Below are 24,770 nucleotides of genomic sequence, written 5' to 3'. Positions count from 1 at the left end.
TTGGTACTGATGTATATTTTACATGGTATGGTGATCGATTACCATGTTAAGACCAAATTTATTTCTTGTATTCGTTTCCTCACCGTTCTATGCTTAAGTTAATAAGAAAGTTAGGATGTGAGCGGAATGGACCAAGAATATGATCGCTTACTTGTACTCGTAGATGGGTCAAAGGAAGCCGAGTTAGCTTTCAGTAAGGCTGTTAAAGTTGCGATGGCCAATCAAGCCCACTTGGATGTTTTGAATGTGCTTGACACCAAGCAGTTTATTGGCAGCTATGGCGGTATGATATCCGGTGATGCGGTTTATCAGCTGACGCAAGATGCGCAGGAATACTTAGAGAATTTGAAGGAACAAGCCAAGAGTACGGGATTAACCGACATTGATATCCATATTCGTTTTGGTAATCCCAAGACGGTCATCGCCACCGACTTTCCACACGACCACCACAACGATCTAATCGTCATTGGCGCAACCGGATTGAATGCAGTTGAGCGAGTGCTGGTTGGTTCGGTAACCGAATACGTTAACCGCACCGCACCATGCGATGTGCTGATCGTTAAAACTAAATAAGCTTTTTGTCAGGTAAGAATCGGTGATATTACATCGCCGGTTCTTGCCTTTTTTGATGCACATCATATTTCGGAAAGCGTTACAAATAAATCTAATAACCCGAGGACGACTGCTGGCATTCTTTAAGATCACGGCGTAATGTATCTATAACCAACCAGCAAAGATTTGGAGGTCATTGAAATGGCAGATACAAGCGATCGGACGGCACAGGCCAAGACGGAAGCAGCGTTGCGCCGCTACCAGGAACGCAAACGCTATACGGATTGGGTTGCCAAAATGTCACCGGAATTACGCGCTTATCATGATCATGAATGGGGCGTGCCGGTTCACGATGATCAAAAACTATTTGAGTTGTTATCGTTGGAAATTTTTCAGGCAGGGTTAAACTGGGAACTCGTGTTACGCAAGCGGGCTGCCTTCAATGATGCTTTCCATCATTTTGATATTAAACAAGTGGCAGCGATGGATGAGCCAGATGTTGACGTATTGTTAAAACGTGCCGATATCATTCGTAACCGCATGAAAATCGAGGCGACGATTACCAATGCCCGCGCTATTTTAAAAATTCAGGCCGAGTATGGCAGCTTAAATGATTATTTGTGGGGCTTTGTTGACGGCAAGCCGTTGGTTAACCGTCCGAAATCACTGGCGGAGATACCGACTAAGAGCGCACTGTCGGTGAAAATTGCCAAAGATATGAAAAAACACGGCTTTGCCTTCGTCGGCCCAGTAATCGTGTATAATTATTTGCAAGGCGCAGGATTAATTGACGATCATGTTGTTATGGAAGACTGATCCAATCAGCGCAAGAAGGGGCAAGGGCGTTGAAACGCATCCGCTTGTGGGGGATTTTTCTGGCCATTATGGGGTCAAGCTTCTGGGGCATTTCCGGCCCGGTAAGCGAGTCCCTGTTTGATAAAGGCATCAAGGTGTCTTGGTTAATTAGCTCGAAAATGCTGATTGCCGGTGTTGTGTTGATGGCGGTGGCCTTTTGGAAAGATCGGTCGGCCATCATGGCACCGTGGCGCAATCGGCGTGATGCGTTGCAGCTGATTATTTTTGTGTTATTTGGCATGATCGGCATGCAGTATATTTATTTTAAGGCCGTTGCCGTGGCGAATGCCGCAACCGCGACGATTTTACAGTATCTTTCACCGGTCGTGGTCTTGGTTTTTCTTGCACTTCGATTGCGGGAAAAACCGCGTCGGATTGATTTACTGACGATTGGCATGGCTATGCTGGGGACAGCACTAGTTGTGACTAAAGGCCGGCTGACACATTTGGCGATTTCCCCGTCAGCTTTCTTTTGGGGCATCATGGCCGCCTTGGCTGCAGCCGCGTATACGTTATTGCCGGCAGGACTTTTAAAACGGCACTCACCAATTGTGGTGACAGCCTGGGCGCAATTGTTGGGCGGATTCCTGGTTGATGCGTTTGATCCCTTTTGGAAACAAATACCGCATCTTGATGCCGCTGGCTGGGCCGGTTACTGGTTTATTGTGATTTTCGGAACGATTATCGCTTATTCGGTGTACCTTGCCAGCCTACAGTTTATTTCGCCAACAGCAGCAACCTTACTGGATGCGTTCGAGCCGTTGGGCGCAACACTTGTATCGGTAGCCTTCCTGCATATGCATCTAGGGTTTGCCGAAGTGCTGGGCGGGGTGCTGATTATTTTGACAGTTGCCATGATGGCAATTGTGACACCACGTGGACCTAAGCTGGAAAAACGACCCGATGAATGAACTATTTTGGTTTGAGAGTCAGTTGGTGATCAACAGCGGCTAAAACGTAAACGACCCTAGAGACTTGTTTTGCCTCTAGGGTCGTTTGATCTGAAGGCGATTGGACGAATCGATATCGCCAGTCGACAACTTTAACTTGCGTGTTTGACTAGGAGATTCGGCAGTGCCTGTTGGTGTTGGTTACGACGTAATGCCAGGATATAGCCATTTTTTATGCGTAATCGGTACGTGACAAATAATTGCAGTCGGATAGGGCGGCCTAAATAATCAATGATCGGATACGGTTTTTGATTGCTTAGCATCGTGCTCATCTCCCGACTCCATTATATAACTTGAAATGTCACAGGTTTATGACAATCACCTACATTAGATGGCGCGTCCATGCTATACTGGCGTATGAATCAGCAATGAAGATGGAGGCACAGTATGGATCAGTTTAGTATCAGTAATTTAGCAGACTGGCTTGAAGCGCATAACGATGAGCTGATGGCCAAAACCACCCAACTGGATCCCACGAAGGTATATGCCATTGTGGATTATTTGAAAGTGCTCAAAAAGCCGGCTGAGAAATACCTGCACATGAAACAGACCGACTATTACACAACTGAGTCAGATCACAAATTGAATCTACCAGACGATCAGGCACCCCTGACGGCTACTCACGATCGCATTATGGTCAATCACGTTGATGGCTCCATTAAAGATGATCAACTGAATTTTACATATAACCACGAACCGGTTTTCGATGGTGGTTATGCTCCTCAGCGGGATCTCAATATCGTGAAGTATGGGCTGGAGGTCATCGGAGCAGTAGCAACCAGCGGGCACATCGAGACGGTCAGCAAGGCCTTATCCCCAGACGCCGTTCTCACACTTGTGCTGGCAGCCACCGCATTCGCTAACCACCAGTCTTAAGACTACGCAGGCGTTGCCAGCCAGTCATGGTCGGTTAACTCATGATATTTTTTCGAAACCGGAACCCAGAGATGGGCTCTTAAAATAGCGCTGATGCTTTGCCAAAATGCAGGGTCGTCGCGCTGTTTTTTATTCGTTGTAATCGTAATGGGAACGCCGGTTTCAGTGATGGCGTTAATGTTAGGGTAAACAATTTGCTGCAACTGGGTTGCAATAAAGTCAGTTTGGTTAATCAACATAAGAATCATCCTTTCATTTGTTGATAAAACCAGCATAACCAGACCATGTGGTGATATCACGAATCAACCGGGATGAATCTGGGGAAAATTGATGATGAAGTTGTGGCTTTTCCCTTAAGTAATGGTTAAAGGCTTTAAGGAACAGACTGGCGGAGTTTGCGGTCTTAACCCAAATGCCTATCAACCTACAGAAAAGCCGCATAATCCTGCTGCAACCGATTGCGCAATGTTTGCTTGGCCGGTTCGGAAATGAACGCGGCGTTAATGCCGTTTAAATTGAAGGCCAAGAAGTCTGCAGCGGTGGTTTTAAAGTAGGTTTGATACAGCTCGTACTCGTGGGTCAGAGTCGTATTGGAAACAGTGCGGTTGTCGGTGTTGATGGTGATAGCAGCACCGGCAGCTTTGAGCGCTTGATACGGGAACTTATCTAGCGACCGGGCAGCTTTGGTTTGCAGGTTGCTGGTCAGGCACAGTTCGATCGTGGTATGGGTCTGGACAATCTTTTGAATGAGGTCTGGTTGATCGAAGCAGGCAGTGGCGTGACCAATTCGCGGAATGCCAAGGAAGATAGCTTCGGCAATATTTTGCGGACAGTGACATTCGCCGGCGTGAAAAGTTAATGGAACGCCGAGCGCTTGCGCAGTTTTGATCGCAGGAGCGCACACGCTGGTGGGAAAATCAGCCTCGTTGCCGGCAAAATCGCCGCCGACCAACCCGTTACCTAGCAGCGCAGCATTGGCACGAAACATGGCTTGATTATCAGCATTGGGCAACTGGCGCATGCCACAGACGAGCGCTTTAGCAACAATGTCGAACTTGGTCATGGCCTGGTGCAGACCTTCGATGACAGCCTCGGTTGCTTCACTTAAAGACAAGCCGCCGCTGATTGAGAACGCTGGGGCAAATCTGATTTCGATATACCGAACATTTTCTTCCGCCGCCTGGGCGACAACATCGAAAGCCGCCAATTGTAAAGCTTTTTTGGTCTGGAGCAGTGGGGCAACAAAGTCAAAAGTTTTGAGATAATCAGCCAGATTTTCAGAATCGGCCGGCGCCTGAACGAGTTGGCGCAAGGTGTCATCGGAGGCCGGCAAAGGGCGATTGATCATTTTGGCGAGTTGGCGAATGCAGCTTAGCGATAATGAGCCGTCAAGATGGCAGTGCAGTTCCGTTTTACCTAAAGCATGTAGCGTGTCGAAGTCCATCGGTTTCTCCTTTGTTAAAGCCTAGAATGACTTGAGTTTAACATAGGCAGCAGCTAACGCGTTACAATAGTTATAGGAACCGAATTAAAGGTAAGGGTGATAAAAGATGCGCATGGTCGATTTGATCACGAAGAAACGCGATCGAGGTGAGCTAACGAATGAAGAGCTGACCTGGATGATTGAACAATATACCGCTGGCAGCATTCCTGACTATCAGATGAGTGCCTTTTTGATGGCGGTTTACTTCAATGGCATGACGGATGCCGAACGCAACCATTTTGCGTTTGCAATGCTACATTCCGGTGACGTGCTTGATTTAAGCGACATTCCTGGCATTAAAGTCGACAAACATAGCACTGGGGGCGTGGGTGACAAGATCAGTATTCCACTAGCGCCGTTGGTGGCCTGCTTAGGGGTTCCCGTGCCGATGATTTCCGGTCGCGGGCTTGGCCATACAGGCGGGACGCTGGATAAACTCGAAAGCATTCCCGGTTTCAACGTGAATGAGTCTGAAGCACAATTCAAAAAGCAGGTGCGAACAATTCACGAAGCGATTGTCAGCGCCAGTCGCGAAGTTGCGCCAGCGGACCGTCGGATTTATGCAGTGCGTGATGTGACCGGCACTGTGGAATCGATACCACTTATTGCCGGCTCCATTATGAGCAAAAAACTGGCCAGTGGCACTAATGCCTTGGTCTTCGATGTCAAAGTCGGCAATGGCGCGTTCATGAAAACCATCAAAGATGCGCGCGCCTTAGCCAAGGCTTTGGTCAGCATCAGTCAGACCGCCGGCGTTAAAAGCGTCGCGTTGCTGACCGACATGAATCAGCCTCTGGGTATTACGATCGGCAATAGTCTGGAAATTGCCGAGTCCATTGCGGTGCTGAAGAATCGGGGGCCACGAGACGTGCATGCTCTGACCGTCGCTTTAGCAGCGCAAATGCTGGTACTGGGCGGCAAGGCTCCCAGTTTGGAAATTGCCAGCGGTTTAGCCGAAGACGCTTTGCGGGATGGGCGCGCTTTGACTGCGTTTAAGCAATTAATTCAAGCACAAGGCGGCGATCCCGCTGTCGTTGACGATCCGCGAAAATTACCGCAAGCCAAGTATCGGATTCCCGTGACTGCAGATCAAAGCGGCGTTGTCGATCAAATTGACACCAATACGCTTGGCCTGGCAGCGATGCAGCTCGGTGGTGGCCGGGCCAAAAAAGATGATGTCTTGAATTTGGCAGTCGGATTGGTTTTGCACAAGAAACTGGGAACACCGGTGTCGAAAGGCGATACGCTTGTGATGTTGCATGCGGATACGAAAGATGTCGCCGATATTGTTGGACTAGTCCAAAAAGCCTATCACATTGGCCCCTCAGCGCCGAAAAAGTCACCGCTCATTCATGAAATTATTCGCCCGTGACATTTATTTTCACAAACAGATGGATTATTTCTACAGTCGTGAAAAAGATAGAAAACAGAACGTCTGGGAAGCGTTTGCGGACGGGCGTGTCGGCCAATATCATAACACCCTTGTGATTTGAAAAAATGTGAGAAGCATGATTTCCATCTTGTTTTTTGGGTTTTTGGTTTTTAAAAAATAAATATCGGGGTATACTTAGATTGTAATGAATCTATTGAAGGAGGAGAAACATATGCTAATGGCAATGGACGTATTATCGCTTGCACGTTTTCAGTTTGCGATGACGACCGTTTTCCATTTCTTTTTCGTACCGTTTTCCATTGGTATGGGCCTTGTGACCGCCATTATGGAAACGCTATATGTGCGCAAAAAGAATGAGACATATAAGAAGATGGCCAAGTTCTGGGGCAAGATCTTCTTGCTCAGCTTTGCCGTAGGGGTCGTTACCGGCATTATTCAAGAATTTCAGTTCGGCATGAATTGGTCGAACTATTCACGATTCATGGGGGACATCTTCGGGGTGCCACTGGCGATTGAAGCCTTGTTGGCATTCTTTATGGAATCGACGTTCATCGGTTTGTGGATGTTCACCTGGGATCGCTTCAAGCCAGCTGTACATGCTATCTTTATTTGGATGACTTGGTTAGGCACCACGTTATCGGCAATCTGGATTCTTTCAGCGAATGCCTTTATGCAGCACCCAACCGGCTTTGCGATCAGTCAAACCACGGGTCGCGTCAAGTTGGTTGACTTTGGTGCCGTGATCACCAATCCGCAGTTGTGGGTTGAATTTCCGCATGTTATCTTTGGTGCCTTTACCACAGCCGGGTTTGCCGTTGCCGGCATGGCTGCTTGGCGGTTACTGAAGAAGGATCAGGTCGACTTTTACAAGAAGTCACTTAAAGTCGGTTTGGTTGTCGGCACCATCGCTTCTGCGTGCGCGATTGGCTTTGGTGACTTGCAGACGCAATTCATTATCAAAGATCAGCCAATGAAGTTTGCGGCTACCGAAGGGATTTACAAAGATACCAGTGATCCGGCGCCGTGGACGTTGGTTGAGTTAATCAATACCAAAGATCACACGACAAGTGGCAATATTGAAGTGCCATATTTGTTGAGCCTGCTTTCCTACCACAAGATGAACGGTTCGGTTAAAGGCATGGAGACGGCTAACAAAGAACTTCAAGCTAAGTATGGTAAAGATAAAGACTACTATGTACCGGTTAAGACCTTGTTCTGGAGCTTCCGGGTCATGGCCGGTGGCGGTGTTCTGCTGTTCCTGCTTGGTGTCTTAGGTCTTTGGTTCGGTCGCAAGAAGAAGGATACGTTGTTAAATCAACGTTGGCTGCTATACATTCTCGGCTTTGCACTATGGCTGCCATTCATCATTAACACGGCTGGCTGGTTTATCACTGAGTTAGGCCGTTATCCGTGGGTTGTTTACGGATTGTACACGATCGCAGATGCGGTTTCGCCAACCACGACAGCCGGTCAATTGCTGTTCACCAACATTTGCTACTTCCTGATCTTCACCTTACTCGGCGGTGTCATGATTTATTATTCACACCGTGTCTTGAAGAAAGGACCAGAAGGCGATTTGAACACCGATTATGGGGTCAACAGCGATCCGTTAGCTAAGGAGGCGTTCGCAAAATGAGCTGGTTACAGATTTTATGGTTCTTTTTATTGTTCGTCCTGTTCAGCGGTTTCTTCGTACTTGAAGGCTTCGATTTTGGCGTTGGCATGTCAACCAAGCTGTTAGCTCGCAACACGAGCGAAGAAGATCAGCTGGTGGCAACGATCGGGCCGCATTGGGATGGTAATGAAGTTTGGCTGATCACCGCTGGCGGTGCGATGTTTGCTTCTTATCCAATGTGGTACGCAAGCTTGTTCTCCGGCTTTTACATCATGTTCTTCATCGTTTTGTTCGGGCTGATTGTTCGTGGTGTGTCCTTTGAATTTGCGGCACACGCCGAGACCAAAACCGGTCGCAATATCTGGCGCTGGGCGTTGGCTTGCGGCAGCTTGATTCCGCCGTTTGTCTTAGGGATGATTTTCACTGCGATTATCCAGCCGCTACCAATTACTAAGGCTGGCGATGTTTATCCGACGTTGGGCAATCAGATTAATCTTCTGACCATCGTTGGTGGCGTCGCGGTTACATTGATGATGCTGATGCACGGGTTGAACTTCATTCGCCTGAAGACAACCGGCGATTTACGCAAGCGTGCGCGCGATTGGAATAGCAAGCTGTATTATCTGCTATATGCCGGTGAAGTTGTATTCGCAGTTCTGCTATTCTTCATGACCGACTTCTTCAAGGAGCGTCCTATCAGCACGTTGCTGATTTTGGTTGTGATTGTCGGCTCAACTGTCGCTGCCCATATCGGGGTATTGAAGGATAATGAAGTGCTTTCCTTTGTCGGAAGCGCGATTGGATTGGTTGGCGTCGTTGGCGTCATCTTCAATGGCTTATTCCCACGTGTGATGATCGGGCAGGATGCAGCAATGTCCATTCTTGCAAAAGATGCCAGTGCCAGCTCCTTGACCCTGACGATCATGACCATCGTGGCAGTTATCCTGTTGCCAATTGCCTTAATCTACTTCATCTGGAGTTACGTTGTCTTCCACAAACGCATTCAAGCAAAAGGGGCGGTTAGTGAATGATCGATAAGACGCTCATGCGCTTATCGGGAATGAAGAAAACAATGACAATGCTTGCCGGGTTTGCACTCGTGCAAGCTTTTGTTATTTTATTGCAAGGGAAGTTTCTTGCAGAAGGGATCGTCCATTCCTGGAATCGTCAAAGTTTAGCCGGGTTATGGAAGCCTTTGGGGCTGTTTGCACTGGCATTTACCGTGCGGCAGCTCATTGTGTGGGTGCGTAATCGTATCGGTGCCCGCTTTGCCATGAACGGGTCTGCGTGGTTGCAAGAACAATTGCTGAAGCACTTGTATGCATTAGGACCAGCGGCAGTGGCAAAAGAAGGTACCGGTAATCTGGTCACCATGGCGCTCGACGGCATTCCCGAAGCCGAAAATTATATTGAACTGATCTTAAACAAAATCCTCAACATGAGCATTATTCCGTGGGTTTTGGTCGCTTATATCTGGTACGAAAATTGGTTGACTGGCTTTACTCTGCTGATTATGTTTCCGATCATCATCTTGTTCATGGTGATTTTGGGACTGGCAGCCCGTGACAAGTCGGAAAGTCAATATGCCGGTTTTCAAAAAATGAGCAACCATTTCATTGATTCGCTGCGGGGACTCAAAACGCTGCAATTGATGGGCATTAGCCGCCAGTACGCCAATAACGTTTATGAAGTTTCGGAAGATTACCGGAAGCAGACCATGGGCGTTTTACGCATTGCCATGTTGTCCACTTTCGCGTTGGATTTCTTTACTACGTTATCGATTGCGGTTGTTGCGGTTTTTCTTGGCATCAAGCTGATGGACGGCGGCATTCCTTTATACCCAGCGATGGTGGCGTTGATTCTGGCGCCGGAGTATTTCATGCCGATTCGCGATTTTGGCACGGATTACCACGCAACGTTAAACGGTAAAAATGCGATGGCCGCGATCTGGAAAGTAATCGACCAGCCGTTGCCGACTGATACTAAGGTGCTGCCGGCGTTTGATGGCTGGCAGGATCAAGATACTTTGAGCATGCAGCATCTTGATTTCACGTACAACGATAAACGCGCAGGGATTCAGGACGCCAATCTGCAATTCAATGGTCCGGAAAAAGTGGCTATCATTGGTGCCAGCGGCTCAGGTAAGTCGACATTGTTAAATTTGATTGGCGGCTTTTTGCAACCGCAATCCGCAACGATCACCGTCCGAGGAACCAAGGTGCCGCATTTGACGCAGGCTGCCTGGCAGGATCATTTGAGTTATATTCCTCAGGATCCGTATTTATTTGCGGATACCATTGCGGCTAACATTCGCTTTTATCGGCCGAGTGCTTCAGATGACGAAGTTCGGCAAGCAGCAGCGGCGGCAGGTTTGAGTCACTGGATCGAAACGCTGCCGGATGGTTATGCGACCCGCATCGGTGAAGGTGGCCGGGGAATCTCTGGCGGCCAGGCCCAGCGAATTGCGTTGGCGCGGACATTGGTTGATACCAACCGGTCGATTTGGCTATTTGACGAGCCGACTGCCCATTTGGATATTGAAACCGAAGCCGAGCTGAAAGAGACACTGGTGCCGCTTTTTAAAAACCGGCTGGTCATCTTCGCCACGCACCGACTGCACTGGCTCAACCAAATGGATCGCGTGATTGTGGTTGATGGCGGACGGATCGTTGCTGAAGGAACACCGAGCGAGTTAGCAGCCCACTCTAAGCCATATCAGGCACTTGTACACGAAATGCGAGGTGAATTCAATGCATTGGTGGAAAAATGAACACTGGGTCCGGCCTGATCTAAAACGCTACCGGTGGCTGCTGTTTTGGTCGCTGGTTCTTGGGGTCATGACGTTCGTGTTTGCCGGCGCGTTAATGTTCACCTCAGGCTTTTTGATTGATAAAAGTGCTACCAAACCGTTATTTGCGGCGATTTATGTGACTGTTGTCCTGACCCGTGCCTTTGGGGTTGGGCGCCCGGTCTTCCAATATGTTGAACGTTTAACCAGTCACAACTGGGTGTTGCGGATTACCAGCCATATGCGGCGCAAGTTATACAAAGTACTGGAAACCGATGCGGCATTTGTCTCGGAACACCACCAGACCGGTGATATTTTGGGATTACTGGCAGATGACATCGGCCACATTCAGAACCTCTATTTGCGGATGATTTTTCCGACCGTGGTTGGCGCTGGCTTAACAGTGATTGCCACGTTACTATTGGGCTGGTTCAACTGGGGCTTTGCGTTATGGATCTGCTTGTTATTGCTGTTCCAGATCCTGATTCTTCCTTGGTGGGGGCTAGTGGTTGAACGCTTCCGCAAGGCTGAGCAAAAGCAGCTGAACCATGATGCCTATGTATCACTGACAGACTCGGTGCTTGGCCTATCCGATTGGGTCATCACCCATCGCGGTCAGGAGTTTTTGGATCAAAGCTTGGCAGCACCGAAAAAGCTGGCTGCCTCGACCGCAAAATCCAAACGGTTCCAGTGGGGACGGGACTTTGTCGGTCAGTTACTGTTCGTGTTGATTACGATCAGTATGCTAATTTGGACGAACCTTGAATGGACTGGCAGTCAGGCAAGTGCCAACTGGGTTGGTGCCTTCGTCCTGGTTGTTTTCCCGCTTGATCAAGCCTTTTCTGGGATTGCCCAGGGCGTCGGTGAGTGGCCGACTTATCGAGATGCGATCCGGCATCTCAATGATCTGCACCCAGTGACGCGGGCATTGCCCAAACAGCAGCCGGTACCGACTAGTTTTAAAACCATTCAGCTAAAGCAGGTCAGCTTCCGTTACACGCCAACCGATCCTGAATTGATTACCGATATCGATTTAACTGTTCACGCCGGCGAAAAGATGGCGATTCTCGGTCCTAGCGGGATGGGGAAAACGACCTTGTTGCAACTGGTCTTGGGTGACTTAACACCGACAACCGGTCAAGTTTTGATTGACGGGCAGGACGTACTGACTTATCAGCAAAATCGCACGAATCTATTCGCGGTGCTGGATCAGAGCCCATTTCTGTTCAGCACGTCGATTATTAATAACGTCCGTTTGGGCAATGAAAATGCCAGCGATGAAGAAGTCGCTGCGGCGTTGAAAGCCGTCAAGCTGGACAAGCTCATTGCCCAACTGCCCAATGGTATGGACAGTAGTGTCGAAGAAGCCGGCTTTGCCTTTTCCGGTGGTGAGCGTCAGCGGTTATCGTTAGCGCGGATTCTTTTACAGGATGCACCGATCGTACTCCTGGACGAACCTACCGTTGGCTTGGATCCGATTACCGAACAGGCGCTGCTGGATACGATGTTCTCCGTTCTAAAAGGAAAGACCATTCTATGGGTCACCCATCATCTGCAAGGTGTCAGTCAAACTGATCGCGTTGTTTTCCTAGAAGATGGCCGGTTGACGATGAACGACACGCCGCAGCATCTGGCGGAACAGAATCAGCGGTATCAGAATCTGTATGCGCTGGATGCGGGGTTGCGGTGATTATAGCAGTAAAAAATGCATCTAAACTTATGAGCACAAAACAGCCGTATCCCGGGATTTGGGGGTACGGCTGTTTTCAGCATATTCTCAGTCGTTAACGGGTACAATAAGAACCTGAAAACCGATTCGAGGCGAAACAAAATGCGCTGGTTAAAAAAATATGTACGGCCGTTGGATTACGTTATTGTCGTTCTATTATTCATAGCATGCTTCATTCCGCTGGGCATTTTTTCAATGACCGAAGCGCATGTGAATACGGATCAAAAAGTGGCCGTTATTTCGATTAATGGCCATGTCAAACGGCGCATTAAGCTGGATGAGCATGCGGGCCACCAGCAGTTTACGCTGTATCCGGCAAAAGGGCAGTACAATGTCATCGAAGTTGATGGCACACGCATTCGCGACAAGGAAGATAATTCGCCGGATCAGATTGCGGTGCACACGGGCTGGATTAGCCAAATTGGGCAGCAAAGCATCTGCCTACCGCATAAATTGCTGATTGAAATCAAGCCGGCGCAAGGGAATAAAGGCACTAGCGGCGATGATGGCGGACTGGTACACCCTTAATCAGTTGACTTAAACGTTTACAAGCTGCTAAATGTGGTGCAGTATTTCAAAAATAGCTGCTTAAATGTGTTTTTCTCATGGTAAACTGGAAAAACAATCTGTTGTTTCGCAGGTGATTTCATTGCAGTGGCCGTACGTTAATTGAAAGAAAAGAGGAAAGCCTTTATAATGCTGGGATTACTGAAATACGGACGTGACAAGCTTGGGGCTGGGGTTATTGAAGCAATTTTTGATTGGTTACCGACAGTCTTGCCGGTCATCATTGCGCTTGAATTGGCGGCAAATCGTGCGATGGAAGCAATCGTGGTGGCCGGGGTACTGGGGATATTTTGGCTTCTGTATATTACGATTTACGAGCGACATCACCGTCATGACTGGGCCATGAGTGCCAAGCGTGAGCTGCGTGATCGTTATTTCGAGGCGCTTTACCAACGCAATGATGCCGCGGCCGCAACCGGTGCAGACAATGCGGTGATTCAGCGTGATTTGGGCGGACTTAACAATTTGGATATGTTTTATAGCACGTTGTTTCCCACTTCCTTGCAGGCGATGATGACTTACCTGTTGTTGATCGCGCTGTCGATTTGGTATCGTTCATGGTTAGCTTTGCTGCCGCTTGCCTGTGTCTTGTTGATCGGCTTTGCCATGATGTTTCTTGGCAAGCAAATGTCGGCACAAAATAAGACTCATCTGGCTGGCTTTTTAAAAATGGGTGGACGCTTTATTAATGACTTGCGCGGGATGAATATCTTGGTGATGTACAATGCTGCCGACCGTTACGGGCAAAAGTTCGCGGACGATAGCGAATATTTTCGGCAGGCAACGATGAATCTGTTGAAAACCCAGTTGCAGGTGCTGTTCGTCATCAATGGTTTTGTTTACCTAACTGTATTCATTGGTGGTTTTGTGACTGCTCTTCAATTGATTGGCGGCCAGTTACCAGCTGCCGGTGCATTCGCCACCTGGTTTACTTTGGCTATGATGATGGTCAATGCCCGGCAACTCGGCTATTTCGTGCATGTTGTCAAATCAAACGGCCCATCACTGGCGGCAATCCTCGGAACAATTGCCAAGGCCAAAGCGACGCCGGCGACGGTTCGGATTACCGATAATCGCCCGCTCAAACAAATCGCGCTTGATCAGGTGACGATTGGTTATGCGCCCGATAAACCACTTGTGACGGCAATCGATGCCAGGCTGGAACCAGGCCAGTTATACGGCTTGGCAGGGGAAAATGGCACCGGTAAGAGTACGCTCATTCAAGCCATTTTAGACCGCTTGGAACCCTTATCCGGAACGATTATGGCCGACAACACGGCTGTCACTGCGTTGAGCAACGCGCAGAAAGCTGCAGTATTTGGGTATGTTACGGCAGATGAATACCTTTTTTCCGGCACCGTTCAGGAAAATCTGCTGTTAGGGAATCGGTTTGGCGACACATGGCAACAGAAACTTGATGATTTGGGACTGATGCAGTTTGTCCCTAAGCTGGAAAAAGGGTACGACACGCAGGTGGGCGAAGGCGGTCGGCTGCTTTCGCCGGGGCAGCGGCAACAGTTGGCGTTTGCGCGGATGCTGTTGGCGGACAAGACCGTTTACCTGTTGGATGAAATGACGTCTAACATTGATAAAGTCAACGCTGCAGCGATTTTGGCAGCCATTAAAAAACTGAGCCAAAAGAAAATTGTTCTATTTATTTCTCACAACCTCTCCGCCATGGCGCAGGCTGATGTGGTGTGGTTTATTCATGATCGTCACTTAATCGTTGCCACTCACGCGCAGCTTTACCAAGAGCAGCCGGCGTATCGGCGGCTGGTGGATAATCCGGAGACGATGCAGAAAGAGGGTGCACGCTGATGATCAGAGGGTTGTTAAAGTACACCCATCATTTGACTGGCGCCATTGTGATTAGTTTCTTGATTGGCATGGTCGCCGAACTGGCCAAAGCCGTTGTCTTGATTCTTGCGGCGATGATGTTGTTTGATCCACAACACGCGTCAGAGTTGCTGCTACCAGGCGTCATCGCGGTTATTCTCTTAGGTCTCGGAAGTTTCGGCGAGCAATATGCCGGACATTTTGTGGCTTTTCATGTACTGGCTGACTTGCGCGGCGCCGTTTATCAGCAACTGGTGCGCTTGGCACCGGCAAAACTGGATACGCAATCGAGCGGTAAGTTACTCAAGTTAATCGGCAGCGACATCGAAGCGATGGAAATCTTTTATGCCCATACCATTGTGCCTGTGGCAATCGGCGTAACATATGGCCTTTTAATGACAGCAGTTTATAGTCGTGTCAGTATTTTGGCGGCAGTGGTCGCGCTGGCCGGCTATGCGGCCGTGGGCGGGCTGATTCCGTATGCGCGCCATCAGCAATTGACTGCTAAGACTCAGGCTGCTGATCAGCTGAAGGCGGCCAACCAGCAGTACTTGTTAGAATCAGTTCGTGGGATGGGGGCGGTGCGCCAGCTGGGCATTGCAAAAGAACGCATGGATCAAGGCAATGTCGGGTTTGACCGTGAAGCTGCCGCGTTTCAACAAGCGCAATTCAGTCAATTATTAAAAAATGTCGCTGCAACGTTCGTCATGGTCGCAACGTGGTTGGTCATGGTCTGGATAAGCGGCTGGCAGCAGGCAACCGCCTTGCAACAAGCGGTTCTTGCAGTCTTCCCGCTGACGTTCGGCCCGTTGCTCGCACTAAACAATCTTCCCGGGTCGTTACTTAACGGGTTTGCGGCGGCTAAAAATCTATTCAACTTACTGCAGGAGCAGCCGTTAATGGCAGCGCCCGCAACTGCAAGTCAGACAGTCGATGCGATTAAGCAGATTCAGGTGAAGCAGGTTTCATTTAGTTATCCAGCGCGTCCCGAAGAGGTTTTAAACGACGTGACGCTGACCTTAAAGGCTGGTGAAATCGCCGGTTTTGTGGGTGCGAGCGGGTCGGGTAAAAGTACGTTGGCTAAACTAATCATGGGGTGGTATCCAGTCACAAGCGGCCAGATTTTGGTCAATGGCACAAAACTTGCGACCATCAGTCCTCAATCGCTGCGGGCACAAATTAATTATTTGCCACAGACCGCGATATTTTTCTCCGAAACGGTCCGTGATAATCTGACGTTACATGATCCAACGATTACGGATGATCAAATTTGGACGGTGTTAGCACAAGTTAAACTGAGTGACCGGTTAAAACAGCTTGCTAATGGACTGGATACGCAGATTGCTGCCGGACATGTGCCTTTTTCCAGTGGTGAACAGCAACGGCTCGAATTGGCCCGCGCCTTACTGCATCCTAGCAGCGTCTTGGTCTTAGACGAACCCACCAGCAATCTCGATACTGAAAATGAGCGGCTGATTCTGGATACGATCAAAGCCTATTATCATGGCATCGTCATTTTGATTTCACACCGTGCAGAATCGGCAGCTTATGCGGATCGGATTTATCGCTTCAATAATCGGCAGGTTGTGGAAGAAAAGTAATTTGTGACCTGTTTTGCATCGAATGCTCATCGTGCTTCACTGGTCTTTCATAGAAAACAAAAATTCACCCCTTTGAGATAAGTTTGCCTTAGGGGGTGATTTTTTTAATGATTCAAAAGGATTTTTAGGACAATTTCGCACACTCTCAAAAATTCATATGAGATTCAGGACTCATCAAACTTCTTGACCCAAGCTTGAAAAACTTCGCTAATTCCTGTGCTAAAAAGGTTGAAGAATAACGCATATCATTGGCAAGCCACCAGCGAATGACGCTGAGATAAACGGCAGGCACAATGTTTAACAACAGATCACGTTCAACGAGGGTCTTTTGCGGCAAACATTCGATGAGATGTTGTTGTAAAGCGTCTTCAGCCTGTTGTCTTAGGCCTAAATGGTTGGGGTCATTTAAGATAAATGCATAGAGACGGGGTTCATTTGCCACAACTTTTAGCGCTTGTCCTAGGTCGTCGGTAAAGGCGGCTTCTTTAAAGGTGTTTTTAGAAAAGTAAAGTTCGGGTGCCATCGCAGCAATGATTTTAGTCATGCCGACTGCTGTCATTTGTTTGAGCAAATCGTACTTGTCGACATAGTGAAGATAGAATGTCGAACGATTGATTTTGGCTGCGTGCGCAATGTCATTGATGGTGATATTTTCAAATCCCTTTTGATCGATAAGGGAAAGAAAGGCCGTGTGGATAGCATCATTGGTTTTAACAACACGCAAATCAGTTTGATGCGACATTTAAGACACCTCTGTTGATTAATTCTGACTTGGACAACATTGACAAACCATTTGTTGTATAAACAACAAATGGCCGTCTGTTAAGCATTGTAGCCGTTTTATAACGGCATGTATAGTGGATTCAGCATCAAGAAAGGAACTTTATAATGCCAAAAAAATGGACGGTATCAGATTTTCCAGTCGGTCTTTATCAAGTAAATCATGATCAGAGTATCAATTTCCAAATGAACCGGTTCTTCAAGTGGTCGAATGATCGCGAAATGTTGCAGCAGATGAAGCGTCTTGATGATCCTAAGCAAACTTATCCCGACCTTGTTACAGCGTTTGAAAGCCTTGGCAAATCAGCACTAAAAAAGGATGAAAAGTTACGCGCTGCGATGTATTTTAGACTAGCCGAATTTTACCTGCCTTCAACCGATTCAGGAAAAATCAACCTGCGTCATCAATTTATCTCATTGAGCAATGCTTATTACGGCATTAATGAAAAACAGCACTTCTTGATTCCTTATGAAAATGGGCACCTGTCTGCCTATCGGATAACACCTTCAAATCCGCGGGCAACCCTTTTATTTTTAAATGGCTTTGATGGTGACATTGAGGAGGTGACCCGGCTCATGCTGGTCTTGCGGGACGCGGGATATGATGTCATTTATTTTGATGGCCCTGGCCAAGGTTATTGTTTGGAAGAGGAATATTTGCCGATGACGCATCGATGGGAGAAACCGGTAAAAACGGTGCTTGATTATTTTCATGTCGACAAGGCAACTGCTATCGGTATGTCGTTGGGCGGCAACCTTGCTTTGAGGGCGGCGGCGTTTGAACCGCGCATCAACCGCGTTATTTGTTATGATATTTTTCCTGACTTTTTTGATTGCTTGATGAATCAGTTACCAGCTGAGCTAAGAAAGAAATTCAACCGATCATTAGTAACCGAAGAGAATAAAGATCAAATTAATGGAATGGCTGGCCAGCTCATGAAAAAGAGTCTAATGTTGCAATGGGCATTTCAACAAGGTATGAAGGTGATGGGAGTTGAGACGCCATTCGATTTTATCCAGAAAACGCTCAATTATACGACTGATAAGATTTCACCATTAGTTAAGCAGGATGTTTTATTGCTGGCTGGAGCTAATGATCATTATGTCGCAAATGATCAGTTGCCACGGCAAATCAGTACCTTAGAACATGTACATTCGCTAACGGCAAGGAGATTCACGGCACAGGAGTTTGCGAGCAATCATTGTCAGCTTGGCAATGTCGGGCTTGCATTGACAACCATGTTGAACTGGCTTGATCAGTTAGACCAAGAAGAAGTCGACCTTAGTAAAATGAATTAAGATGTTTCCGTTGTCATTTTCCCCAAAGATTGATAGCCTGAATTTGAACACGGATCAGCAAATGGTCTGACCGTCTTGGAGGAGGGCTTGCGATGATCATTGAAACGATTCTGAACAATAATGCGGTTGTGGTTCGGCATGAGCAGCGCGAGACGATTATCGTTGAACGCGGTATTGGGTTTCATGCCAAAAAAGGGGAGACACTGACATTGCGGGACAGCATGAAGGTGTATGTTCCGGAAGACCAAACCAAGTTGAAAATTGCTGCGGAGACGATTGCCAGCTTACCAAGTGAGTATTTGACGGTGGCCGCGCAGATTGTGCAAGAGGCAGAAGTTCAGTTGCAGACAACATTTAACAGTTATTTGCTGATTGAATTGGCCGATCATCTGCATTTTGCGGTGATGCGGTTGCATGACAATTTGTTATTGCACAACAGACTGTTGTGGGAAATTCAGATGGCCTATGAGCAGGAATATCGAATGGGCAAGTGGGCGCTCGAGACAGTAGCTAAGCAGTTAGGCGAAACATTGCCAGAAGACGAGGCTGGGTTCATCGCATTGAAGTTTGTCAGCAACGATCTCAATCATCAGCAGCCGGTTGATTCGCTGGCGTTTACGCAGATGCTGGCGAATGTTACGAAAATAATTTTCTATCGCTTAGGACTGGACATGAACACCAAAACGCCGGAGTACCAGCGACTGGTGATCCATCTCAAGTTTTTCCTTCACCGGGTTTACGCGCACACAGATAAGCAGGAAGCGACTTACGACCATGCCCTATTAGCACATTTGCAAGAGGATTATGTGCAAGCTTATCAGTGTATGGAGGATGTTGTTCAGTTCATTGAGCAGAAGGTCAACGTACCTGTTTCCAAAAACGAGCAGATTTATTTAACACTGCACATTTCTCGGTTAGCTGCCAGTCACGGACAGAACTTAAAAAGTAGTGTCAAGCGATTTTCGACTTTGACAGTAAATTCCATAAAACATGCGTCCGAAAACTGGACGCGAGATGATCCTAATTAGACTTGAATCGCTTGTGAATTCTTGTATGGATATCGTTCGGCGACCAACTGTTTAACCCTTGTCCTGTTAATGCCAAGAGAATCAAGGTAATCGCGATAGTTAGCGCGGCGCCACGGATGCGTGATTGCCGGGATTTTCTTGGTTCGTTTAGGAGTTGGTGCCGCAGCTGGCGTAAGATCGAATTTGGCTGACATGAACTGTTCTTTTGGCACACAGAAAAGGTCGTACACCTGGTCATCATCAGTGGTCATATAAAGTCTGCCCGTGAAGCTTTTGATGACTAAGACCTTTGTATGCGGGGGTAAATAAACCAATTCGCCATTCCGGTGTGGCAGATAGCGTTTGTTATCAAAGCGAACACAATGTCCGTGGCCGATGCTGCGTTCATTGGCAATGATCAAAATATTGTCAATTTCCTTGGGTGTTAGTTGCTTATCAAACACCGACATGCTACTTTTGATGGTAGATGCGAAGCGGTCATTGTAACGCTTGATAAAGCCGACCAAAAACCGATTGGCATCTGCGATTGTGGTGATGTTATGCAACCGCAGTTCACTTGTGAGCCGATCTTGAAAAGTCTCCAGAAGACGTTCTATGCGGCCTTTGGCTTGCGGAATACTGGTGACCGAAAGTTCTGTTCCAAGTGTCTGGCAGGCATAACCGAAACGTGTAAGAGGGTTCTCGGTCGAAGGTGAGCCCTCTTTTTTGTTGCTGTTAAACACGGTGCGCCGATCCGTTAGGAATTCTGCTGGAGCGCCATAATCGCGAAGGACTTGGGCAAACACATGATAATAGCCGCTGAGTGTTTCTTGTTTGGCAAAGTAGCCGCCGACAACGTTCCCGGACTGATCATCAATGGCTGCGTGTAAGGTGGTTTTTTGAGTACCAAACCAATACTCCCAGGAAGCATCCATTTGTACCTGTTCACCAGAATAATGTTTCCGAGGACGTTCTGGATGGGCTTTGATGTTTTCAACGACCTCGATGGCTGACAAGGTGGCTTCATCACGTTTGGATAGGAGCTTGGACTTCTTTTCTTTTTCTTTTAATTCACGCTTGACTCGGCGCTTGGTGGCTTTATGGGCTTTGGGTGAGAGAATGTGGTGGTGTCTGAATAAGAGCCGGAGTGAGGATTCGGAGATGGCGATTTGTTCGGCAGTGGTTAAGAACTCGTGAAAATGGGCGATGTTGAATCCGGCATACTTGTTGGTGTACAGACGAATAATCTGGCGTTCGAGTTGCGCGTTGCGTTTGTTGGCGGGCTCACGACCGGCATTGCCATGGATAAAGCCGTCTTTGCCTTGTTGCTTGTAAAGCTTGATCAATCGGTAGATGGTTCGTTCGGAGCGCTTGAGCTTAACGGCTGCGCGTTGCACGGAGGTCTTACCATTGACCACTGCTTTGATGACTCGGTAACGTTCTTCTTCTTTCATTGTTAAGACAACCTTCTTCATGTGATTCCTCCTAGATGTATCTTCTAAGAGGTTACAGTTTTTGTGACACTTTGGCTAACTGCTTACTTAAGACAATATCGCTTGCGGTCGACACAGTCACGGACAGAACTTAAAAAGTAGTTGACGACGGCTAATGAATCAGATAAGATGTGGTTATTGAAAGCGAATACAGTACCATCTGGCTTGTTACTATTGAATTAGGCAAAACCAGAAAGACTTAACTTAGGCACACCCTAGGTTTCGTCTTTCTGGTTTTTTTATTGCCCAATGTCTGGAGGAAAGAAAAATGGGAGAAGCAACACTGGCGAAGCAACTGTTGCAGTTGGTTGGCGGCAAGCAGAATATTGAACAGGTTTGGCACTGTGCGACGCGGCTGCGTTTCACATTGAAGGATCCGCAAAAGGCGACCGCGGCCAAACAGAAAGTCGAGGCGTTGGACGGGGTCATCACGGTCGTGGAAGCAAGCGGCCAGTATCAAGTGGTTATTGGCAATAACGTAAGTGATGTTTATCAGGCAATTATTAAACTTGAACCGAGTTTAGGTGACAGTGCGCAGGCGGCCAATGACCAGCCGAAGGAGAAAATGACATTCAAACGCGCTTTCAATGGCTTATTGACCTTTATTTCCGGCGTTTTCACACCATTTCTAGGTGCGATGGCCGGTGCCGGGATTCTAAAAGGCTTACTGTCGCTGGCCGTGGCGGTTGGCTGGTTGACGACCAAAAGCGGTGCCTATCAGATTTGGTGGGCAGCGGCGGACGGCATTTTCTACTTTTTACCGATCGCATTAGCCTTTACGGCCGCGAAACATCTGAAGGTGAATCCATTTGTGGCGATGGCAATTGCTGCCGCGATGGTTTATCCCAACATCGTCGGACTCGTTGGCAAACCGAGTATTGATTTCTTCGGTATTCCAGTTGTGGCGGCTAATTACACGGCCACGGTCTTGCCGATTCTGTTGGTCGTCGTGGTTCAGAAGTTTCTGGAACCATTTTTCAACAAAATTTGGCATCAGTCGGTTCGGAACATTTTGGCACCGTTATGTCTGTTAGTGATCATTGTGCCGCTGACCATGTTGGTGGTCGGGCCGGTCAGCTCCATTCTCAGTAATGGCCTTGCTACGGAGATTGTGTCACTGAACAAGAGCGTGCCGGCTTTAGCGGGGATGGTTCTTGGCGGCTTCTGGCAGGTGTTTGTGATTTTCGGCGTTCACTGGGCATTGGTGCCGGTCATGATGAACAACATTGCCCAGTATGGGACGGATCCGATGACGCCGATTCTTTTGCCGGCAGTCTTAGCGCAGGCCGGTGCGGCGTTCGCGGTATTCCTCAAAACCCGTGACGCTAAAATGAAAAGCTTGGCTGGCTCAAGCACGATTACGGCACTTTTCGGGGTCACGGAACCGACTATTTACGGGATCACCTTAAAATTGAAAAAGCCGTTTTATTGCGCGTGTGTTGCCGGAGCAGTTGGCGGGATTATCGTGGCTATGTCCGGCGCCGGTTCGAATGTGGCATCATTGGCCAGCATCTTATCGTTGCCGACTTATCTCGGTAAAGGGTTCGGCGTTTCGGTGATTGGCGATATTGTGGCATTCGTCCTCGGCGTTGCGCTTACCTTGGTGTTTGGCGGAATTAACGCCGGTGTTAAAGAAGACAAGCCGCAAGCAACCCAGATCGCAGCGGATCATGCAGAAACATTGGCCGCACCGGTTAAGGGAACCCTGGTGCCGCTCAGTGAAGTGCCGGATGAAGTTTTTTCCTCGGGCACCATGGGGCAAGGCATCGCGATTGAACCAGAGGATAACTTGGTCAAGGCACCAGTCGCGGGAACGATCAGTCTGGTGTATCCAACCGCGCATGCTATTGGGATCACGTCTGAAAAAGGGGCAGAGATTCTGATTCACATCGGTATCGACACAGTGAATTTAAAAGGCAAGTATTTCAAACCCTTGATTAAACAAGGACAGAAGGTGGATGTCGGTACGCCGTTGGTTGAATTTGATTATCAAGCGATTAAAGCTGCAGGGTATGCGCCAACTGTGCTGATGATTGTGACGAACTCCGACCGTTATCAGATTGAAACCCGAGCGGACGGGACAGCCGCAGACGATGCGTTAATGACGCTAGCTTAGAAAGGATGAACATTTAACCATGACTTATTTGAATTTTCCGAAACAATTTATGTGGGGCGGTGCAACCGCAGCCAATCAGCTGGAAGGCGCCTATCGTGAAGACGGCAAGGGATTGTCGATTGCCGATGTCCTGCCCCAAGGAAAAGCACGGTTTGATCTGGTGAATGAGCCGGATTTTGACTGGACCATCGATGAAAGCAACTATCGGTACCCGAATCATCAGGGCATCGATCATTACCACCATTTTAAAGAAGACATCAAGCTGTTTAGTGAAATGGGCTTTAAATGTTATCGCTTTTCGATTGCCTGGTCACGAATTTTTCCGGAAGGTGATGAAAAGACACCTAACCTGGCTGGTCTGGCGTTCTATGATGCAGTGATCGCGGAGTGTTTGAAATATGGGATTGAACCGATTATCACAATTTCCCATTATGAGATGCCACTGCACCTGGTTACCAAATATGGCGGCTGGAAGAACAAGCAACTCATTGGCTTTTACAAGCGATTTGCCGAAACCGTCTTGACCCGTTATTTCAAACAGGTAAAGTACTGGATGACTTTTAACGAAATCAACAGTGCACTGGCATTTCCGGTGATGAGCCAAGGCTTGGTGACCAGTAACGGTGCGGCTGATAAGCGCAACATTTTCCAAGCCTGGCACAATCAATTTGTGGCTGGTGCCGAGGCGGTTAAAATCGGGCACCAGCTGGATCAGAATCTTCAAATTGGCTGCATGTTGTTATACGCCACCACTTACAGCTATGACGCGAATCCGGTCAATCAGCTGGCGACGCTGCAACAAAATCAAGCGTTCAATTTCTTCTGCGGCGATGTTCAGGTGCGCGGTGAGTATCCGGCATACACGGATGCTTTGCTGGACCAATATGGCATCAAGTTGACCGATCTAGACTTTTCGGCTGCTGAGTTGGCACTGTTGAAACAGTATCCGGTTGATTATATTGGCTTCAGTTATTACATGTCTGCTGTTGTCGAAACGGTTCAGAAGGATCATGCCAAGGTCGGCGGAAACTTGCTAAGCGGCATTAAGAATCCTTTTCTGGAAGCGAGTGAGTGGGGCTGGCAGATCGACCCGATCGGCTTGCGCATTGCCTTAAACCAGTTATACGACCGTTATCGCAAGCCGTTGTTCATCGTGGAAAATGGCCTCGGGGCAGTAGACCAGCCGAATTCAAACGGCGAGATTAACGATGATTACCGGATTGACTATCTAAAGCAGCACATCGAACAGATCGGTGCAGCCATTCATGATGGCGTTGATGTGATGGGCTATACGTCATGGGGATGCATCGATTTGGTCAGCGCGTCAACCGGCCTGATGTCAAAGCGTTATGGTTTCATTTATGTCGATCTCGATGATGCCGGTCAGGGAACGCTCAAACGATCCAAAAAGAAATCTTTCGACTGGTATCGGCAGGTGATTGCGTCTAATGGGGCTGATTTAGATTATTAATCGACAGCTGACGTTAGGGTACCTGAGTCCAACTTGACAAGGTTAACGGTGTTATGTTTTAATATTAGCTATAGTGAATAGCAACGAATCGGTTGAGCGTATGCTTCAAGATGCCTTTCCTGGGGAAGAAAGGGCGTTGAGGCGTGCGCTCTTTTTGTGAGCGTGAGCAGGAGCGCTTAGAAATCGGAGTGTAAGCGGCCTTGAAGCCTAAATGGCTGGGCTTTGGCCATTTAGGCTTCAAGGTCCTTACACGGAGATTTCTGCGACTGCGAACGCGTTATGGAGTAAGGAACGTTTCAAGCAGCCTAAGTAAGCAAAAAAAACGCCGCCAACCGAATTCGAGAACTTATATCAAGAAA

At 48.1% G+C, this 24,770-nt stretch carries 20 protein-coding genes and 1 pseudogene; 16 read left to right on the top strand and 5 right to left on the bottom strand.

Annotated features, from left to right (window positions below; translation table 11 throughout):
• The first annotated feature begins 126 nt into the window (after positions 1 to 126).
• The 3 genes from LACPH_RS10150 to LACPH_RS10140 all read left to right on the top strand — a co-directional run bounded on the left by LACPH_RS10150 (position 127) and on the right by LACPH_RS10140 (position 2,318).
• On the top strand, positions 127 to 573 hold the full coding sequence (locus tag LACPH_RS10150) for a universal stress protein (RefSeq protein ID WP_306386831.1): 447 nt from the start codon (positions 127 to 129) through the stop codon (positions 571 to 573).
• A gap of 180 nt (positions 574 to 753) precedes the next feature.
• Positions 754 to 1,368: a DNA-3-methyladenine glycosylase I gene (locus LACPH_RS10145; RefSeq protein ID WP_306386830.1), complete on the top strand. Its 615-nt coding sequence runs from the start codon at positions 754 to 756 to the stop codon at positions 1,366 to 1,368.
• A gap of 29 nt (positions 1,369 to 1,397) precedes the next feature.
• Positions 1,398 to 2,318 carry a DMT family transporter gene (locus LACPH_RS10140; protein WP_010491905.1) on the top strand — a complete coding sequence of 307 codons (921 nt, stop codon included), beginning with the start codon at positions 1,398 to 1,400 and terminating at the stop codon, positions 2,316 to 2,318.
• A 131-nt stretch (positions 2,319 to 2,449) separates the two neighbouring features.
• On the opposite strand, the gene LACPH_RS10135 is transcribed toward LACPH_RS10140, so the two are convergent.
• Positions 2,450 to 2,629 carry a hypothetical protein gene (locus tag LACPH_RS10135; protein ID WP_032958531.1) on the bottom strand — a complete coding sequence of 60 codons (180 nt, stop codon included), beginning with the start codon at positions 2,627 to 2,629 and terminating at the stop codon, positions 2,450 to 2,452.
• A 115-nt stretch (positions 2,630 to 2,744) separates the two neighbouring features.
• Here LACPH_RS10135 and LACPH_RS10130 point away from each other — a divergent pair, with 115 nt between their 5' ends.
• Positions 2,745 to 3,233 carry a hypothetical protein gene (locus tag LACPH_RS10130; RefSeq protein WP_010491900.1) on the top strand — a complete coding sequence of 163 codons (489 nt, stop codon included), beginning with the start codon at positions 2,745 to 2,747 and terminating at the stop codon, positions 3,231 to 3,233.
• Between the two features lie 2 nt (positions 3,234 to 3,235).
• Here the strand turns inward: LACPH_RS10130 and LACPH_RS10125 are convergent, their stop codons facing one another.
• Both LACPH_RS10125 and add read right to left on the bottom strand, forming a co-directional pair.
• Positions 3,236 to 3,472 carry a hypothetical protein gene (locus LACPH_RS10125; RefSeq protein ID WP_010491898.1) on the bottom strand — a complete coding sequence of 79 codons (237 nt, stop codon included), beginning with the start codon at positions 3,470 to 3,472 and terminating at the stop codon, positions 3,236 to 3,238.
• 185 nt (positions 3,473 to 3,657) lie between these two features.
• Positions 3,658 to 4,677 carry an adenosine deaminase gene (add, locus tag LACPH_RS10120; RefSeq protein WP_306386829.1) on the bottom strand — a complete coding sequence of 340 codons (1,020 nt, stop codon included), beginning with the start codon at positions 4,675 to 4,677 and terminating at the stop codon, positions 3,658 to 3,660.
• A gap of 106 nt (positions 4,678 to 4,783) precedes the next feature.
• On the opposite strand from add, the gene LACPH_RS10115 reads away from it, so the two are divergent.
• The 8 genes from LACPH_RS10115 to LACPH_RS10080 all read left to right on the top strand — a co-directional run bounded on the left by LACPH_RS10115 (position 4,784) and on the right by LACPH_RS10080 (position 16,245).
• On the top strand, positions 4,784 to 6,088 hold the full coding sequence (locus LACPH_RS10115; protein WP_306386828.1) for a pyrimidine-nucleoside phosphorylase: 1,305 nt from the start codon (positions 4,784 to 4,786) through the stop codon (positions 6,086 to 6,088).
• A 232-nt stretch (positions 6,089 to 6,320) separates the two neighbouring features.
• Positions 6,321 to 7,745, top strand: coding sequence for a cytochrome ubiquinol oxidase subunit I (locus tag LACPH_RS10110; protein ID WP_010491892.1), 1,425 nt, complete (start codon positions 6,321 to 6,323; stop codon positions 7,743 to 7,745).
• A complete protein-coding gene (cydB, locus tag LACPH_RS10105) occupies positions 7,742 to 8,755 on the top strand; it encodes a cytochrome d ubiquinol oxidase subunit II (RefSeq protein WP_047106359.1) in 1,014 nt (337 codons plus the stop codon). Before LACPH_RS10110 ends, cydB begins: the two co-directional genes overlap by 4 nt.
• Complete coding sequence (cydD, locus tag LACPH_RS10100) at positions 8,752 to 10,494, top strand: thiol reductant ABC exporter subunit CydD (RefSeq protein WP_306386827.1); 1,743 nt, start codon at positions 8,752 to 8,754, stop codon at positions 10,492 to 10,494. Before cydB ends, cydD begins: the two co-directional genes overlap by 4 nt.
• On the top strand, positions 10,475 to 12,202 hold the full coding sequence (gene cydC / locus LACPH_RS10095; RefSeq protein ID WP_306386826.1) for a thiol reductant ABC exporter subunit CydC: 1,728 nt from the start codon (positions 10,475 to 10,477) through the stop codon (positions 12,200 to 12,202). Before cydD ends, cydC begins: the two co-directional genes overlap by 20 nt.
• A gap of 141 nt (positions 12,203 to 12,343) precedes the next feature.
• Complete coding sequence (locus LACPH_RS10090; protein WP_306386825.1) at positions 12,344 to 12,769, top strand: NusG domain II-containing protein; 426 nt, start codon at positions 12,344 to 12,346, stop codon at positions 12,767 to 12,769.
• A 168-nt stretch (positions 12,770 to 12,937) separates the two neighbouring features.
• Positions 12,938 to 14,626, top strand: a complete 1,689-nt coding sequence (locus tag LACPH_RS10085; protein ID WP_306386824.1) for an ATP-binding cassette domain-containing protein — start codon at positions 12,938 to 12,940, stop codon at positions 14,624 to 14,626.
• A complete protein-coding gene (locus LACPH_RS10080; RefSeq protein ID WP_306386823.1) occupies positions 14,626 to 16,245 on the top strand; it encodes an amino acid ABC transporter ATP-binding/permease protein in 1,620 nt (539 codons plus the stop codon). The genes LACPH_RS10085 and LACPH_RS10080 overlap by 1 nt, the downstream gene beginning before the upstream one ends.
• A gap of 145 nt (positions 16,246 to 16,390) precedes the next feature.
• Here LACPH_RS10080 and LACPH_RS10075 read toward each other — a convergent pair whose 3' ends face one another.
• Entirely contained in the window at positions 16,391 to 16,987 is a 597-nt protein-coding gene (locus tag LACPH_RS10075; protein ID WP_306386822.1) for a TetR/AcrR family transcriptional regulator, read from the bottom strand.
• A 146-nt stretch (positions 16,988 to 17,133) separates the two neighbouring features.
• Here LACPH_RS10075 and LACPH_RS10070 point away from each other — a divergent pair, with 146 nt between their 5' ends.
• Both LACPH_RS10070 and LACPH_RS10065 read left to right on the top strand, forming a co-directional pair.
• Positions 17,134 to 18,324 carry an alpha/beta hydrolase gene (locus LACPH_RS10070; RefSeq protein WP_306386821.1) on the top strand — a complete coding sequence of 397 codons (1,191 nt, stop codon included), beginning with the start codon at positions 17,134 to 17,136 and terminating at the stop codon, positions 18,322 to 18,324.
• A gap of 92 nt (positions 18,325 to 18,416) precedes the next feature.
• A pseudogene (locus LACPH_RS10065) lies at positions 18,417 to 19,250 on the top strand (PRD domain-containing protein); the annotation flags it as partial.
• Positions 19,251 to 19,348: 98 nt separating this feature from the next.
• On the opposite strand, the gene LACPH_RS10060 reads toward LACPH_RS10065, so the two are convergent.
• Positions 19,349 to 20,806 carry an ISNCY family transposase gene (locus tag LACPH_RS10060; protein WP_306386520.1) on the bottom strand — a complete coding sequence of 486 codons (1,458 nt, stop codon included), beginning with the start codon at positions 20,804 to 20,806 and terminating at the stop codon, positions 19,349 to 19,351.
• A gap of 286 nt (positions 20,807 to 21,092) precedes the next feature.
• Between LACPH_RS10060 and LACPH_RS10055 the strand changes: the two genes are divergently transcribed.
• Both LACPH_RS10055 and LACPH_RS10050 read left to right on the top strand, forming a co-directional pair.
• Positions 21,093 to 22,940 (top strand): beta-glucoside-specific PTS transporter subunit IIABC, encoded by a 1,848-nt coding sequence (locus LACPH_RS10055; protein ID WP_306386820.1) that lies wholly within the window; start codon positions 21,093 to 21,095, stop codon positions 22,938 to 22,940.
• Between the two features lie 19 nt (positions 22,941 to 22,959).
• Positions 22,960 to 24,411: a glycoside hydrolase family 1 protein gene (locus tag LACPH_RS10050; RefSeq protein ID WP_306386819.1), complete on the top strand. Its 1,452-nt coding sequence runs from the start codon at positions 22,960 to 22,962 to the stop codon at positions 24,409 to 24,411.
• The last annotated feature ends 359 nt before the right edge of the window (positions 24,412 to 24,770 follow it).

This window comes from Lacticaseibacillus parahuelsenbergensis, from assembly GCF_030770265.1.
Classification (GTDB): Bacteria; Bacillota; Bacilli; order Lactobacillales; family Lactobacillaceae; genus Lacticaseibacillus; species Lacticaseibacillus casei.
Note: the sequence above shows the minus strand (reverse complement) of the source record. Positions and strands in the feature narration are given on the sequence as shown.